This is a genomic window from Desulfofundulus thermobenzoicus (assembly GCF_009428905.1).
GTDB lineage: Bacteria > Bacillota > Desulfotomaculia > Desulfotomaculales > Desulfovirgulaceae > Desulfofundulus_A > Desulfofundulus_A thermobenzoicus.
The window spans coordinates 1-14,316 of sequence record NZ_WHYR01000068.1 but is presented as its reverse complement, the minus strand read 5'-3'; the positions used below and the strand labels follow the sequence as shown (position 1 = coordinate 14,316).

The following is a 14,316-nucleotide window of genomic DNA, read 5'->3' as shown; positions in this document are numbered from 1 at the left end:
CCCCTGCCGGTGCCGGAACGGCCCCCTGTTCCGCTGCCCCACCAGCCGCTCCCGCAGCCGCCCCGCAGGCTTCAGCCAGGCAGGCGCTTAAGATATCCCCATCCCCGTCCAGACCCGGCACCGTCACGGGGCCGATGCGCACCACATGGCCGATGATCTCGATGCCCAGTTCTTCTAAAAGGCGCCGGGCCACACTGCCCGCGGCCACCCGGGCGGCCGTTTCCCGGGCGCTGGCCCGCTCCAGCACGTTGCGGATATCCCGGTGGCCGTATTTTAAAGCTCCACCCAGGTCGGCATGGCCCGGCCTGGGCCGGGTGACCACCCGCCGGTCCAGCCGGGCACCGGCGCCGGGATCCATAACCTCCCGCCAGTTTGCCCAGTCCCGGTTTTCCACCTGCATGGCCACGGGGGTGCCCAGGGTAAAACCGCCCCGCACCCCGGCCAGAAAACGCATCCGATCCTGTTCGATCTTCATCCGCCCTCCCCGGCCGTAACCTCCCTGGCGGCGGGCCAGCTGGTGGTTTACATAATCCTCCGGCAGGGGCAGGCCGGCGGGAAGACCCTCAATAATGGCCGTTAAGGCAGGACCGTGGGATTCGCCGGCGGTTAGATAACGAAGCAAAGGCGTAACCCTCCTGAGAAAGATTCTCATACTTTATGGATGAAACGGACGTTCTTATAGGCAACTCCTGAGAAGATGTAGTGTTAAAAGGAATCGCCAAAAGTAAAATTTTTGACTATACAGGATGGTCGGATCCCCTTTGGAAGATATTACAGGGAGTCAGACCCCTCTTGGGATATAAAGTCTTATCCACCTTCCAATCTCCTGCCTACAACTTCCATTAAAGCCCGGCGCATTACTTCCAGGGGTGCCTTCTCCCCGGTCCACAGCTCAAAGGACAGGGCCCCCTGGTATAAAAGCATCCCCAGCCCGTTGTATATCCTTGCTCCCGCCCGGGCGGCCCGCTCCATAAACAGTGTGTGCGGCGGGTTATATACCAGGTCCACCACCACCTGGCCCGGGCGCAGGCACTCAAAGGGGAAATCCGGGCAGGCCTCGCTCCGGGGATGCATGCCCAAAGGGGTGGTGTGGACGATTAAATCCGCAGCAGCCGCCGCTTCCGGGAAACTGCAGCCGGCCATCCGGCCCGGACAAAAGGAAGTATCACCGGCAGGCCGTTCCGTCAAAGAGGTCCCCGGCTCCGTTCCGGACCCGGAGCTACCCGTTTCGCTTTCCCGGATCCGGCCCGCACAGTGCCGGCCGTCCCCTGCCGGCCAGGGAACGGCCGCGGCCCGGGCGGGCACCTGGCTGTTAATCAAACCGGCCAGTTCCAGCGCCCTGGAAAGGGTGCGGTTGGCCACCAGGATCTGCGCCGCCCCGGCCAGGGCCAGGTGCACGGCCACCGCCCGGGCCGCCCCGCCGGCACCGAGGACAAGCACCCTTTTGCCCCCGGGTGCAAAACGGGCATCATCAACCAGAAAACGCACAAAACCCTCCCCGTCGGTGTTATACCCAATCAGCCGCCCGTCCCGGTGAACAATGGTGTTCACCGCCCCGGACAGCCGTGCCCCCGTGGTCAGCTCATCCAGGTATGAAACGACTTTTTCTTTGTGGGGGACGGTCACATTTACACCGGCCAGGTTCAGTGCCCGGATCCCGGCCACCGCCCCGGCCAGCTCGCCCGGCGGCACGGCAAAAGCCACATAGACAAAATCCAGGTCCAGGTGGGCAAAGGCGGCATTGTGCATGGCCGGGGAAAAGGAGTGCTCCACGGGATGGCCGAACAGCCCGCAGACCCGGGTATGACCGCTGATCTTTCGTTTCATGGGATCACCCTTTAACGTTTTATGCGTATCGTGCGTGTCAGCGTGTCAGGGGACGGTTCTTTGACACACTTTCAGCGTGTCAGGGGACGGTTCTTTGACACACTTTTGTGTCAGGGAACCGTCCCCTGACACAGTCGTCCCCTGACACAGTCCTTATTTCCATGCATCGCAGGCTTTTTTAAAGCAGTGCAGTACAATCTTTTCCAGGCGGCGGCTGATCATCCGGGTGGCCCAGAATTCCCGGCCCGGCAGGGGCGTTACCAGTATGGTATACAACCCCAAACGGTTCCCTCCCAGGACGTCGGTAAAGATCTGGTCGCCAATTACGGCCGTTTCCCGGGGAGCCGTTTGAATCAGCCCCATGGCCCGGATAAAGGAACGCTTAACCGGCTTTACCGCCCGGTGTACCGCCGGTACGCCCAGGGCGGCAGCCAGCGCCTGTACCCGGGACGGCCTGTTGTTGGAAACAATGCACAGTTTAAAGCCCCGCTGCTGCAGTTTCTTCAGCCAGAGGGTGATGGCCTCGGGGCAGCAGTCCCGGTCCCTGGGCACGATGGTGTTGTCCAGGTCAAAAAGAATGCCGCGTATTCCCCGCCGGTACAGGTCATCCTGATCTATTTCAAACAGGCTTTGCACGTAGAGTTTTGGATATAGGAGATGAATCATTGGTCCTCCTACCGAAAATACACCTGTCGCTGTTCTTCTTTCCACCGGCGCATTACTGGAACAGCCATTAAGGCCCCGGGGGATTGCTTTGGCAAACATCGGATCATTTTTTCACTGCCCCGTTTATTAGCTTTAAAGCTTCTGTCCAGTCGCCGGGTGTATTTACATTGAAAAAGACCAGGCGGGGGTCGGCAATGGCCGTTATATCCTGTTGATCAATATATTTTACCCTGACGGCTGAGAAAAAGTCCACCACCCGCGGGCGTTTTTCCCGGTACAGCAGGGATTCAATTACGGGCAGGCACTCCCTGGCATAAACGGCAAACAGGGGCTCATATTTGTCCCCGTCCCGCACCACCACCACGTCATGGCCAGGCGCCTGCCGGGCCAGGTGCAGCGCCAGTGCAGGGTCCACAAAGGGCATGTCACAGGCCACCACAAATATATAAGGGGTGCCGGCGGCCGACAGGGCCGCATGGATGCCGGACAGGGGTCCCCGGCCGGGGAATATGTCCCGGACCACCGGCAGGCCCGGGTAGCCATAGGCTTCCGCCTGGTTGCCCACCAGCAGCACCCGGGGAAAGGCTTCCCTCACCCTGGCCACCACCCGGTCCAGCAACCTTTCACCGCCACAGGAAAGCAGCGCCTTGTTCATACCCATCCGGCTGCTGCAACCACCCACCAGAATTACCCCCGTGACCGCAGCGGGCAGGGGAACATCACCGGGAGCAGGCGGTTCCAGTGTGTTAGGGCCTGAAAGCGATTTTGGGGCCGGATAACCCGATTGTGGCCCCTGCATCTGGATGCCCGGCGACAATTCCTGCGGTCGGGGGCCTTTGAGCGGTTTCTCCGGTGGGGAAACCTTTATCGATTCCTGTATCCCTGGGTCCGCCGGTGGCCCCTGCCTCCTGGTGCCTTCCAATGATTCATAGGCGTATATTACAGGGTCAGACCGGCTTTCCCGGTCCCGTTCTCTCTGCTCCCCGAACCCGAGTGAAGACCCGGCTCCATCCCCCAGGTGGCCGCTATTGTTTCTGTTTTCTTCTCCGCCATTCCCTTTCATCTTCACAACCCGCTTCTGTCACCGGTGATACCCGGGCCAGTGGGACATTGTTCCGCCCGAACACCTTATACAACCCATTCCCGTCACCGGTAACCCCGCCGTATTTTTGGTGGTGCCGCGGGATGCACAGGGGTAGGTGCTCATGCTTTATGCCGGGTCACCCAGGTGATCTCTGATAAAGCGCAACACCTGGCTGTAACTATCCGCCATATTATTATCGCTGGATTGGGTGCGCCTGATCACCACCACCGGCAGTTTCAGGGCCAGTGCGGCCTTGATCTTGGTATCGGTAGTATTGCCGCTGTCCCGGGTGACAATCACATCCGCCCGGTAGGCCTGAAAAATGGCCCGGTTAAAGCGGGTGGAAAAGGGCCCGTGCAGGGCCACGATATCCCGGGGTGACAGACCCAGGTCCTGGCACTTTTTTATAATCCGGTGTTCCGGCCATATCCTGACCACCAGGCGTTTGCCCTTCATTAATGGGGATTGAATGAAGGCCTCCAGGTTGTTGCTGCCCGTGGTAAGAAAAATGGTATCCCCCAGGCGGGCGGCCATTTCCACGGCCGCCGTCCATGAATCCACAGGATGAATGAGGGGATCGTCAGGAAGCACCGTTTCCCGGCGCCGGTACCGGACGTAGGGCACCTGCAGCGTCCGGCAGGCAATACGGGCAAATTCCGAAAGAGGACCGGGAAAGGGATGGGTGGCGTCCACCACCAGGGATATGCCGCGCAGTTTTATCTGCCTGACCAGATCACCTGCGTCTTCAGGAGCAGGCAGCACTTCCACCGCTCCCCCCAGACCGGCCAGGGTACCGCCGTAGGCCGTGAGGGCAGTGGCCAGCACCGGATAACCACTGGCGCTGATCAACGAAATCAATTCCCGGGCTTCCCTGGTGCCATACAACACTAAAATCATGCCATTCACCCGTCTTTATTTTTCGACTCCCATTAATTCTCTACGACAGGCACCAAGTCCTGCCGAAAAAACAAAAAGAGTGGGACAGGCACAGCCAGGGAAGGCCCCCCATATTATCTACTGACACCCGGTTCAGTTGAACTGTGGGGGGATGGCCGGTGTTGCCGGGATTATGGTCCCTTTTGCTGTTGTCCCTGATCAATGGACTGATGCTGCTGGTTTCATATATAGCGGGTAATACTTTCCCGCACCCCCTGTCTGAAGAATATGAAGCCCGGTATCTAGAGCTGGCCGCCCGGGGGGATGAACAGGCCAGGGCTGCCCTGATCGAGCATAATTTGCGCCTGGTGGCCCACATTGTAAAGAAATACGAAGGAACCGGGGAAGATCCCGATGACCTGATCTCCACCGGTACTATCGGACTGATCAAGGCCATCAATACTTTTGACCTGGAAAAGGGTACCCGCCTGGCCACCTATGCCGCCCGGTGTATTGAAAATGAGATCCTCATGCATTTGAGGCTCATGAAGAAAACACGCCAGGAGGTTTCTTTATACGACCCCGTCGGTGTCGATAAGGAAGGCAATGAAATTACCCTGCTGGAAATCCTGGGCACCCATCCGGAAATAGTCACAGAAATGGTGGAAAACCAGTTCGAACTGAAATATCTGCTGGAAAGAATAGACCAGCTGAGTACCCAGGAGAAAAAGGTTCTGACCCTGCGGTTTGGCCTGGAAAACGGTGTCCGCACCACCCAGCGGGAAATCGCCCGCCGGCTGGGCATCTCCCGGTCCTACGTGTCCCGGATTGAGAAAAGGGCTTTGCATAAATTAATACGGGAGCTGAATAAGGAAGGCCGCCAGTAGGGGCGGCTTTTTTCTTAGAACCGTTGACATCTGCGTAAGAAAACGGATCCCGGCCTGCAAGGGGGCTCCTCTTTTTTGTTCCGGACCGGGCAGGGTTTTTCAAACTTTAGTAGAAAAAATTTTTAATACCTAGTTGCCGGACTGGAAAAGAGGGAAGTTTTGTGCGCATGCAGGTGGGTATGGGGTACAGTTTACATCCAGACTCCCGGGAAGCCGCAAGGAAGGCGGCACGGTTCGCCGTGGCCCAATCGGGACCGCCCGCCCTTACATTTCTGTTCACCACCGAAGGGTACAATCAGGAAGAGATCCTCGAAACAGTGATGGCCGAAACGGGAACCCCAAAACTGGTCGGCGCGTCCGGAGCGGGAATCATCACGGCAGAAGGGATCAAAAAGCACGGTGTAGAAGTGGTGACGCTGGCCGGTGAAGGGATCAAGGCCAGGACGGCCCTGGTGGAAATGCTGAGCGAACGGGCCGACGAAACGGGCAGGGAACTGGCCGGAAGACTCCTAAGCGGGCCGGCTCCGGACGAAGGCACTGTATTTGTGTTTCCTGACGGCCTGGCGGGCAACATTGCACGGATGCTGCGCGGTATTTACGATGTGATGGGGCCACGGTTCAGGTACGCAGGCGGGGGAACCGGGGACAACATGCGCTTTTTCAGGACCTACCAGATGACCGAAACCGGCGTTGCCAGCGGTGCGGTAGCTGCGGTCCTGGTTGCCGGCTGTTCCTTTGCCACCGGGATGGGCCACGGCTGGGAGCCCTTCGGCCCTCCGCTGCTCATCACCAGGACAAGGGGCAAGGTTGTCTTTGAAATTGACGAGCAACCGGCCTTTCAGGTCTACTCGCGCCGGCTCGGGGGAATAACGAGCGAAGAGTTTCCCGACTGCGCCGTCCGCTACCCGCTGGGGGTACCGGATTTCAACGGAAGGTTCATTATCCGCGATCCCTTCAAACTGGGTGCAAACGGTTCTATTGAATTTGTCACAGAAGTCCCTTACCGTGCCGTGGCCTACCTCATGCGCTACACCAGTCCCGAGAGACTTACCCGGGCGGCCCTTGAGGCAACCGTGCAGGTCAGGAAGTCTGTGAACTTTCCCCGTTTCGCCCTGATCTTCAACTGCGTGTCCCGCTTTCTGTTAATGGGAGAACAGGCGGACCGGGAACTGGAAGCGATCCGGGATACACTGGATAAGCTGCCGGTGGCGGGCTTCCTGACTTTTGGGGAAGTTGGCACCTGCGCCAGCGGAACCCCCCTCTTCCACAACAAAACTTTCCTCATTGCCATGGGAGGGACGTCTTTTTGATGAACTCCGGTACGCTGGAGCTGGCCTTTCTGTATGAGGTTTCCTCGCTTGCCTGGCCAGGTTCAGAAGCAGACCTTTTCGATGAAGTGGTAGAAAAAGCGGTGCGGCTTTTCGGGGTTCAGCGGGCAGCCCTTGTCCTCCACGACGACACCGGGCAGTCCACCTGCCATACCTGGGGCTTCGGCCGGAATAAGGTAAACGTTTTTAAGGAACAGCCCGGGCAGAACCGGGATCCGGTGAGGGTCTATCTTAAGGAACTGGGGAGCCCTCCCCTCGGGAATCTTTACCTTGAAAGAAACGAAGATTTCCTGAAGAACGAACGCCGCCTGCTGGACGTGTTTTCCGGGCGGCTGGCAAATATCCTGCAGCTGCACATCTGGGAGAGAAAAACCAGAAAGCTGAGAGAGCGCTTCCGGCTGGTTTTCGAAAACATGCCCATGGTGGGTGCCCTATCCTTTAACCGGGAGGGAAGGATTTTACACTACAACCGGGAAGCGCAGAAAATACTCGGCCAGGATGCACTGCTAAAGGACGGGGACTGGTTCACCGGGATCAGGCCGGCGGCCGATTTTCAAAAACTCCTGACCCGGATATGGAAAACCGGTCAGGTCGTCGAGCCCGGGGAATGGCAGATTCAAACGCCGGAGGGAGACCTGCGGTGGACGCTTTTAACCCTGGTCCCTGTGAAGCAGGATAAAAAAGTGGATGAGGTTTTCTGCATGATCATAGACATAACCGCGCGAAAGCAAGCGGAGGAAGAACTCAGGCGCCTGAGCGTTTTTGACAGCCTGACCGGCCTTTATAACCGCAATTATTTCGAGCAAAAAATCCGCCAGCTGGATGAAGAGGGCGTGCGGCCGGTAAGCGTCATTGTGTGTGACGTAGACGGGTTGAAGCCGGTCAACGACTGCCTGGGTCACAGGCAGGGGGACGAGTTGCTTCAAAAGGTCGCCGCCCTGATCCGCGAAGTATTCCCCGGAGAAGAGGCCTTCCGGGTGGGCGGCGACGAGTTTGCCGTCATCCTGCCGGCAAGGGACAGGGTAGCAGCTCAAAAAGCCTGCTCGATTTTAGTTGAAACCAGGGAGAGGTTCAACAGGGGTCACACTGTCGTACCGCTCAGCATTTCCGCCGGGGTGGGTGTCACGGAGAACCCCCGCAGGTCCGTCTACGAAGCTTACAAGCAGGCAGACGATGAAATGTACCGCGACAAATTACAGCGCTGTGCTGCGGAAAGGTACGATGTTGGCCGTTCCCTCCTGGCAGCGCTTTTCAGGAATTACCCCCACATCGAAAGGCATGCCAGGCGGGTTAAGGAACTGGCGTGGCGCCTGGGAAAGGCAGCAGGCCTTTCCACGGAGGAGATTGACAACCTTCTCCTGCTGGCCGAGGTGCACGACATTGGAAAGGCGGGCCTCCCGGATCACATCCTGCGTAAAAATGAACCACCCACAAAGGAAGAAGAGGAAGAAGTAAGACGCCACTGCGAAATAGGATACCGGATTGCAAGGTGCTCACCCGGGCTGACCCCGGTAGCCGAGCTAATCCTGCAGCACCATGAGTGGTGGGACGGGCGGGGATACCCGCGGGGTTTAAAGGGGGAAGAAATCCACCTCTTAAGCCGCATTCTGGCCATAGCCGACGCCTACGAGGCCATGACCGCCGGCCGGCCCGGCAAAAATGTCATGCCCGGGGAGGAAGCCATGACAGAGCTCAGGCAACGGGCAGGAACCCAATTCGACCCTCACCTGGTGGAAATTTTCCTTAAACTGCTGCAGAAAGAAAACGGTAGTATTCTCTCCTCAAAGGGAAGTAATTAATCCGGGAACTGAATAAAGAAGGCCGCCAGTTAGAGGCGGCATTTTTTACTACCGGGACGGGTCGATTTCTTCCTGTTTTGCGAGCAATAAAAGGGCCGCCCGCGCGTCTTCCTGTTCCCCGATTCCGTTAGCAAAGCAACCCTGGCTGCGGCCCACACCGCGAAAGTTGAAACGCAGGCTGGCTATTCCATTACTGGTCAAAGCCCGGCTAACGGCGAGGATGACATTGTTATTCATATTGCCGCCGTAAAGGGGATGGGGGTGACATAGCACTACCCCGGGAAAGGGACCAGAAACAGCCGGCAGGTCCAGGCAGGCTTCCAGGACCAGACCGGAACCGGGCAGATCAATTTGTATTTTTCTCATACGGTCACTCCCCCTTGCTGATTGGGGTCGGCCCGAAAAAAATGCAAAATGCATTTCCCGCCGGCCAGTAACCAAGTTCCCCCCTGGACACCAGATCAGAGGCTCCCCCTTCCAGCAGAGCGTTTACCTTTAATTAACCCTTAAATTGTAGCCGTATTCCTGCGAAAGGGTCGCCAACTCTTCTGATAGTGTACGTAAGTACCCGCGGGGGTCGGAAAGGTATTGTTCCAAGTGTTTCAGCGCCCAGGGAAGCATTGTCTGGTAAGCAACTTTTAAACGATACACGGAAGCAGGATAAGGGTTCAACGAATCAAGGTAGACTTCCTTAACCCCGGCTCCTCTCAGGCCAGATATGAGTTCCCCCAGCACCCCGGGAGCATCGCTCACTCCCGGAAGAACAGGCGCAATAAAGGCCCATACGTACAAACCTTCGCCAGCGAGCCTTTGCGCGGCCCGAAGGCGTGCCGACGACGGGGCGGCCCCGGGTTCTAACACGGAGGCTATTTTGTCATCAGAGGTGGTCACCGTAAAATCAACGGAGCAATCCTTCAGCTTCTTGAGTATATCAACGTCCCGCACCACAATGTCGGATTTCGTGAGCAGGTCAATCTCCGCGTTTGGCCACTCCTCCGCAAAGATCTCCAGGGAACTCCTGGTAAGGCCGAATTCGGCCTCAGCGGGCTGGTAGGCGTCTGTAACGGTACCAAAGATAATCCTGCCCGAAAGGCTTCTTTTCCGCTTTAATTCTCGCTCACCCGGTAATAATCCACGATCAGCTCATCCACCCTCCGGCTGGTCGCCAGTAGCTTTTTCTATCGTTTGGGAAGAATTGGGGCATCTTAACGGCTAAACTTAATTGCATAACTTCAAGGAAAGCAGGTGTTTACGGTGCCGTTAATGTGGCTTATATTCCTTATCCTGTTGTTTCCTTTTTTAATTTTTGTTCTTTTTTTTCAGGTAGCAACCTTTTCTTTTGCCAAGCTGGGCCTGTCCCCACAGGGAGCCGTTCTGCTGTTCAGCATGTCCATCATAGGAGGGGTTATTAATATCCCTGTATCGCGCCGGAGATTTGTAGCTGAAGAAAAACGGTTCTTCTTCCCTTTTATCTTTTACTACCCACCGAGAGTACGCGAACAGATAATCGCCGTCAACGTAGGGGGTGCTGTGATTCCTGTTATCTTCAGCCTGTATCTCCTGGAACGCACGCCCTTCTGGCCTGCGTTGATGGCCGTAGCCATCGTGACGATAGTAGCCAGGGCTCTGGCCCGCCCCGTGCCGGGGTTGGGCATTTCCCTGCCCGCCTTTATCCCTCCGCTGGTGGCCGCGGCAGCAGCCATTCTTCTGGCCGGCAGGGACGCCGCTCCGGTAGCTTATATTGCCGGCGTTTGGGGTACTCTCATCGGAGCCGACCTGTTGAACCTGCACCGGTTCGGGGAACTGGGTGCACACGTTTTAAGCATTGGAGGAGCAGAGGTGTTCGACGGCATCTTCCTGGTAGGAGTAGTGGCCGCCTTGCTGGCTTAGTGATCGTGACCCCTCGGAATATTTATCGGGAAAGCATGCTTTCGTTTTAGTTTACCGGATAAACATACCCTTCCTTTTCCAGCTTCTCATCGCTTATTTGACCGATTAACCAATCTGGCTCTGTAGTCTCGGCAAAGTAATATCTGGTGCCGTTGTAAAGATAATACGAAAGAGGACGGTCAACCGTAATCTCGTCATCACGAAAGGCTATTCCCACCGCCATATGACCAATCTGCTGCCCGGGCGGCGGAGGATAGCTCAACAGAGCCGTCCTGTAACCCATATTTTTTAAAATAGCGACCAGCAAAATCGACTTGTCTTTGCAATCCCCAGCGTCAACCAGGGTCTGCGCGGGAAGTTGAGGCACAGGCGTCTGCCTGTAAGGAATAGCGCCGCCCACAAAACTCTGCACAAACTCAGCGGCGTGAAAGTAATCGTATCCGTCCGCTTGGGCCTGCCCGAACAACCTTTCGGCCAAAATGCCGGCGTAAGTATAATTAAGATCCTCGTCAACCCAGGGGACAAAATTACCTTTCGCACTTTCCGAACAGGAAGCAATCAACCGCTTTATATTGTCGGGCACGGATGAAAACAAAATTGTTTGGGTAATTCCGTCGCTGCTGTAAAACGTGTTTACCGTTTCTACCACCCTCCGGTTCCAGTTCAGCAGTTCGGCGGGTATTTCCACGTGCCAGCGGTAAATAGTGTCACTGTAGCGCCACTGAAAGTCCCTGCTCACGGTGTTCACCGAAGAGGAGTACTTCACTGGAGGAATTACTTCAACCGGCGTTTTTCGCAGTACAATTTCCGCCCCGTTTTCACTGCCCGCGTCCGGACCGTTCCGGCCTGAATCCCCCCATCCGCCGGAACCCGCGGAATCCGGTTCTTCAATGATGACGGTCCGTGCTGCTTCGTCCCACTTTACCGTGGCATCGAAGGCCAGGGCTACCCAGCGGAACGGCAGCATGGTGCGGCCGTTGGCGATTTCGGCGGCCACATCCATATTGACGGCAGCGCCGTTAATCAGCATGGTATTGCTGCCGATGGTCAGCTGCACTACCTTATTGTTTTTGAGCAGGGTGACTTTGCCCTCAGTGTACAAAATGTCCTGCGGAGCTACCCCGACGGCCTGAGCAACGTAGCGAAGAGGCACAAACGTTCGCCCATCTTTTATATACGGGGTGGTATCCATTATCCTGGCTTGCCCATCTACGGTGTAAATATTCTGCCCCACCACAAATACGGCCCTGTGGGCCGGCGCGGCCAGGGCGGGCAGGGCGAAGGTCAGAATTGCCAATAGGAAGGCCGACAGAAAGGCTGTTTTACGCATCTTACCATACCCCGCAACACAGGCATTTACCTGATTCTTTTCTACTTTCCGGCGCCGGTTCCTGCCCTGGAATGGAAAATGTTATCTTCCCGTGACCGACCCCGCTTCCACCGCCGCAACGATGACGGACAACGGGTGGTCATGAAAAAAGACCCCCTGGGTAAGGACGTCCAGATCTTCCCCGACATATCCTAGTTCCCGGCCTATGGCTTCGGCGTAACTTGCTATAGAAAGTTTATACGGTTCGGACCCTGATACTTCAACATCTCTGACAGCCACCCGGGCAGGCCCGGGTGGTGGAAAATGAGTGTGTGCTGCACGTGTAAGACCACATCTCTCTGTTTTTAAGAAAGCAAAAACCGGGCACTCCGTTTTCGGGGCACCCGGCCTCATTATGCCAGATTCTGGTAGCATTGTCCGAATAATCGACTATAGGAACTCTCACCGCTTGCCAGCCTTTTTGGAAATTTTTCACCGTTTATTCACAGATTCGCAACAAATAGCAGTTATACTTAAAAATAGAGATGACCGAAAGGAGGTGTCCGCCCGATATGTAGGCACCTGTGCTCTGTAGTAAAGAATAAACGCAACCGTAATGACACAATTCAGGAGGTGTTCGGTAATGAAAAAGAAAATTGTGATCGCCCTGGCAGCTCTGGCACTGGTGACACTATTTGTGGGAGCGGCCCTGGCGCAAACTTCCACCGCCGCGGATCAGCCCAAGCAGCCCGCCTTCTTCCAGACCTTCCTGGAAAAATTGGCGGCCAACCTGGGCGTGGATCAAACCAAGCTGGTGGATGCCGTCAAACAAACCGAACTGCAGATGGTTGACGAAGCCGTCCAGCAAGGTAAGATGACTTCCGACCAGGCGCAAAAAATCAAGGACCGGATAGAACAGGGCAATTTCTTCCCGATGGGACCATTCCACGGCCCTAAAGACGGCAAAGAAGCCGGAGAATTCGCGGGCAAACGGTTAGACGTGCTGGCTCAGGTTCTCGGTATGAGCGCCGACGAGCTCAAAACCGAGCTGCAGCAGGGCAAGAAGATTTCCGATATCGCCCAGGAAAAAGGGCTTACCATGGATCAGCTACATCAGAAGCTCCTTGATGCTAAAATCCAGGCTATCCAACAAGCGGTGAAGGACGGCAAGATTACCCAGGACAAGGCCGACAAGCTGATCCAGCGGCTGCAAAACGCGCCGCAGGGCAGAGGTTTCGGGGATTTTGGCCCGCCTGCCTCCAACGCTCAGTAGGTCGACATTCCGGTACATCCCCTTCTTGGAATTTTAGCGGCCTGCTCCGGAAAGAGAGCGGGCCGCTCCGCTTTCATTCAACAATAAAAAGCCGGGCACCTGGAAAATGGTACCCGGCATCATTATATTTATGGCGGAAAACTCTACGCCGCATACATCGCAGTTGAGGCGTCTGAACCGCTTCCAGGGTTTTTATCTCTCCGGCGGCAGGTATTATCTTGGTCTATTCCACAAACAACATGCAAAAATTTATTTCCGGTACTCTTCAGCAATATGGGGTTTCGTTGTCCGTTAATGGTTGATCAAGGTGGCGATTACGCCAATGAATCCAACCAAGATAGCTACTACTGTGCTAATTGCCCATAGCCTGATGTTATTTAGCTTATCATCCATTTTATCCATACGCGCACTTAATTTTTCGTCTAAGCGATCTATACGCTGGAGCAGGAAAAAGAATTCCTGGGAGACTAAACCACGTGGCGGCATACTGCCAGGCGATTGCTCGCTGGTGGCCGCTATCTCTTTAATGGTTTCCTCGGGCATGGCCATCACCTACCTTTATCTCCTCCATTCTATACTATAGCAGGACAGAAAACAATAGGTTACGGCAAATGCACTATGGGACTGCAAGCAATTATTACTGTACGGGTTGTAAAGTCGGTTCCACCTCCCACATCAAAAGCGTTAATGAGAGCCGGAACTCTAAAGGAAGCTGGAAATAGAAAACCACTCATTGTGCTTACATTTCCTTCGCCAACCATAGCTACGCCGTTTCCAATCCGTACAGGAAAAGGAAAATGTCCGCCATTTAAGGCTTCACCATTTGCTTTCCCGCTGACTTCCGTGGAATCTGCTGTAAAAATATAGTAGTTCTCCGGCTTCCCGAACCACCCGTACACCGTCAGGTGCTCCCCGTCCTATGCCTTAACCATCTCCCTTCAGAAAAGACACCCAATCTTGCAGAAAATCCCCGGGGGTACCGACGGCAAAGTTTACCTTCCCTTTCCAATCGTTGTTCAGGAAATGCTTATCCAGGCTCAACAGCCAATCTACCTTACCGCATATGGCCGCCGCCAGTATGGGGGCGTCCTTCTCGTTTATCAGCGACCTGGCGTATTCCAGATCCTTACCGGTAGGATCTACAATTTTGAACGGCAGGACCTTGAACAGAGCGTAGTAGCTGTCCACACTGTCGATTCTCAAAATAAACCGGAAAAAATTATCACATTAAATTAGGTCGGCCAGCCACAAAAACCAAAGAAATTATCACTTTAAAAAGGTAAACCCAAATACAATTCTCAAATAACGTTGGCAAACAAAAAGCCGGGCTGCCTCATTTTTCAGGCACCCCGACCAATTGTTCCGGTTAAAGCAGCC

The 14,316-nt window shown here is 55.6% G+C and carries 17 protein-coding genes; 5 read left to right on the top strand and 12 right to left on the bottom strand.

What is annotated here, in order from left to right:
• The 5 genes from GFC01_RS16550 to cobK form a co-directional block, all read right to left on the bottom strand.
• On the bottom strand, positions 1–622 hold a 622-nt coding region (locus GFC01_RS16550; protein WP_152948258.1), incomplete at its 3' end, for a chorismate synthase.
• 185 nt (positions 623–807) lie between these two features.
• Positions 808–1,827: a shikimate dehydrogenase family protein gene (locus GFC01_RS16545; RefSeq protein ID WP_152948257.1), complete on the bottom strand. Its 1,020-nt coding sequence runs from the start codon at positions 1,825–1,827 to the stop codon at positions 808–810.
• A 153-nt stretch (positions 1,828–1,980) separates the two neighbouring features.
• Positions 1,981–2,493 (bottom strand): YqeG family HAD IIIA-type phosphatase, encoded by a 513-nt coding sequence (locus GFC01_RS16540; protein ID WP_152948256.1) that lies wholly within the window; start codon positions 2,491–2,493, stop codon positions 1,981–1,983.
• A gap of 103 nt (positions 2,494–2,596) precedes the next feature.
• Entirely contained in the window at positions 2,597–3,175 is a 579-nt protein-coding gene (gene mobA, locus GFC01_RS18880; protein ID WP_194175007.1) for an NTP transferase domain-containing protein, read from the bottom strand.
• A gap of 528 nt (positions 3,176–3,703) precedes the next feature.
• Positions 3,704–4,474, bottom strand: coding sequence for a precorrin-6A reductase (cobK, locus tag GFC01_RS16530; protein ID WP_152948254.1), 771 nt, complete (start codon positions 4,472–4,474; stop codon positions 3,704–3,706).
• A gap of 158 nt (positions 4,475–4,632) precedes the next feature.
• On the opposite strand from cobK, the gene sigK reads away from it, so the two are divergent.
• The 3 genes from sigK (at position 4,633) to GFC01_RS16515 (ending at position 8,467) form a co-directional block, all read left to right on the top strand.
• Positions 4,633–5,340, top strand: coding sequence for an RNA polymerase sporulation sigma factor SigK (gene sigK / locus GFC01_RS16525; protein ID WP_341474061.1), 708 nt, complete (start codon positions 4,633–4,635; stop codon positions 5,338–5,340).
• 167 nt (positions 5,341–5,507) lie between these two features.
• Positions 5,508–6,650 carry an FIST signal transduction protein gene (locus tag GFC01_RS16520; protein WP_152948262.1) on the top strand — a complete coding sequence of 381 codons (1,143 nt, stop codon included), beginning with the start codon at positions 5,508–5,510 and terminating at the stop codon, positions 6,648–6,650.
• Positions 6,650–8,467, top strand: coding sequence for a sensor domain-containing diguanylate cyclase/phosphohydrolase (locus GFC01_RS16515; RefSeq protein ID WP_243137660.1), 1,818 nt, complete (start codon positions 6,650–6,652; stop codon positions 8,465–8,467). The genes GFC01_RS16520 and GFC01_RS16515 overlap by 1 nt, the downstream gene beginning before the upstream one ends.
• Before the next feature lie 48 nt (positions 8,468–8,515).
• Here GFC01_RS16515 and GFC01_RS16510 read toward each other — a convergent pair whose 3' ends face one another.
• From GFC01_RS16510 to GFC01_RS16500, 3 genes are read right to left on the bottom strand one after another with little or no spacing between them, the layout of a single operon-like run.
• Complete coding sequence (locus GFC01_RS16510) at positions 8,516–8,833, bottom strand: alpha/beta hydrolase (RefSeq protein ID WP_152948252.1); 318 nt, start codon at positions 8,831–8,833, stop codon at positions 8,516–8,518.
• A 4-nt stretch (positions 8,834–8,837) separates the two neighbouring features.
• Entirely contained in the window at positions 8,838–8,948 is a 111-nt protein-coding gene (locus tag GFC01_RS16505; RefSeq protein ID WP_279233505.1) for a cyclophilin-like family protein, read from the bottom strand.
• 14 nt (positions 8,949–8,962) lie between these two features.
• Positions 8,963–9,415: a radical SAM family protein gene (locus GFC01_RS16500; protein WP_152948251.1), complete on the bottom strand. Its 453-nt coding sequence runs from the start codon at positions 9,413–9,415 to the stop codon at positions 8,963–8,965.
• A gap of 315 nt (positions 9,416–9,730) precedes the next feature.
• Between GFC01_RS16500 and GFC01_RS16495 the strand changes: the two genes are divergently transcribed.
• Entirely contained in the window at positions 9,731–10,357 is a 627-nt protein-coding gene (locus GFC01_RS16495) for a DUF1614 domain-containing protein (protein WP_152948260.1), read from the top strand.
• 46 nt (positions 10,358–10,403) lie between these two features.
• Here GFC01_RS16495 and GFC01_RS16490 read toward each other — a convergent pair whose 3' ends face one another.
• Complete coding sequence (locus GFC01_RS16490) at positions 10,404–11,687, bottom strand: stalk domain-containing protein (RefSeq protein ID WP_152948250.1); 1,284 nt, start codon at positions 11,685–11,687, stop codon at positions 10,404–10,406.
• Between the two features lie 622 nt (positions 11,688–12,309).
• Here GFC01_RS16490 and GFC01_RS16485 point away from each other — a divergent pair.
• Positions 12,310–12,939, top strand: a complete 630-nt coding sequence (locus tag GFC01_RS16485) for a Fis family transcriptional regulator (protein ID WP_152948249.1) — start codon at positions 12,310–12,312, stop codon at positions 12,937–12,939.
• Between the two features lie 291 nt (positions 12,940–13,230).
• Here GFC01_RS16485 and GFC01_RS16480 read toward each other — a convergent pair whose 3' ends face one another.
• The 3 genes from GFC01_RS16480 to GFC01_RS16470 are packed head-to-tail and all read right to left on the bottom strand — an operon-like array spanning position 13,231 to position 14,127.
• Entirely contained in the window at positions 13,231–13,491 is a 261-nt protein-coding gene (locus GFC01_RS16480; RefSeq protein WP_207707638.1) for a hypothetical protein, read from the bottom strand.
• 50 nt (positions 13,492–13,541) lie between these two features.
• Positions 13,542–13,838, bottom strand: coding sequence for a hypothetical protein (locus GFC01_RS16475; protein WP_152948248.1), 297 nt, complete (start codon positions 13,836–13,838; stop codon positions 13,542–13,544).
• Positions 13,839–13,863: 25 nt separating this feature from the next.
• Positions 13,864–14,127, bottom strand: coding sequence for a hypothetical protein (locus GFC01_RS16470; RefSeq protein ID WP_194175006.1), 264 nt, complete (start codon positions 14,125–14,127; stop codon positions 13,864–13,866).
• Positions 14,128–14,316: the final 189 nt, after the last annotated feature.

Excerpts from the sequence above, each read along its gene's own strand:
- GFC01_RS16545 (WP_152948257.1), bottom strand. The coding sequence starts at position 1,827 with ATGAAACGAAAGATCAGCGGTCATACCCGGGTCTGCGGGCTGTTCGGC.
- GFC01_RS16495 (WP_152948260.1), top strand. The coding sequence starts at position 9,731 with ATGTGGCTTATATTCCTTATCCTGTTGTTTCCTTTTTTAATTTTTGTT.
- GFC01_RS16520 (WP_152948262.1), top strand. The coding sequence starts at position 5,508 with ATGCAGGTGGGTATGGGGTACAGTTTACATCCAGACTCCCGGGAAGCC.
- GFC01_RS16540 (WP_152948256.1), bottom strand. The coding sequence starts at position 2,493 with ATGATTCATCTCCTATATCCAAAACTCTACGTGCAAAGCCTGTTTGAA.
- GFC01_RS16490 (WP_152948250.1), bottom strand. The coding sequence starts at position 11,687 with ATGCGTAAAACAGCCTTTCTGTCGGCCTTCCTATTGGCAATTCTGACC.
- GFC01_RS16485 (WP_152948249.1), top strand. The coding sequence starts at position 12,310 with ATGAAAAAGAAAATTGTGATCGCCCTGGCAGCTCTGGCACTGGTGACA.
- cobK (WP_152948254.1), bottom strand. The coding sequence starts at position 4,474 with ATGATTTTAGTGTTGTATGGCACCAGGGAAGCCCGGGAATTGATTTCG.
- GFC01_RS16515 (WP_243137660.1), top strand. The coding sequence starts at position 6,650 with ATGAACTCCGGTACGCTGGAGCTGGCCTTTCTGTATGAGGTTTCCTCG.
- GFC01_RS16510 (WP_152948252.1), bottom strand. The coding sequence starts at position 8,833 with ATGAGAAAAATACAAATTGATCTGCCCGGTTCCGGTCTGGTCCTGGAA.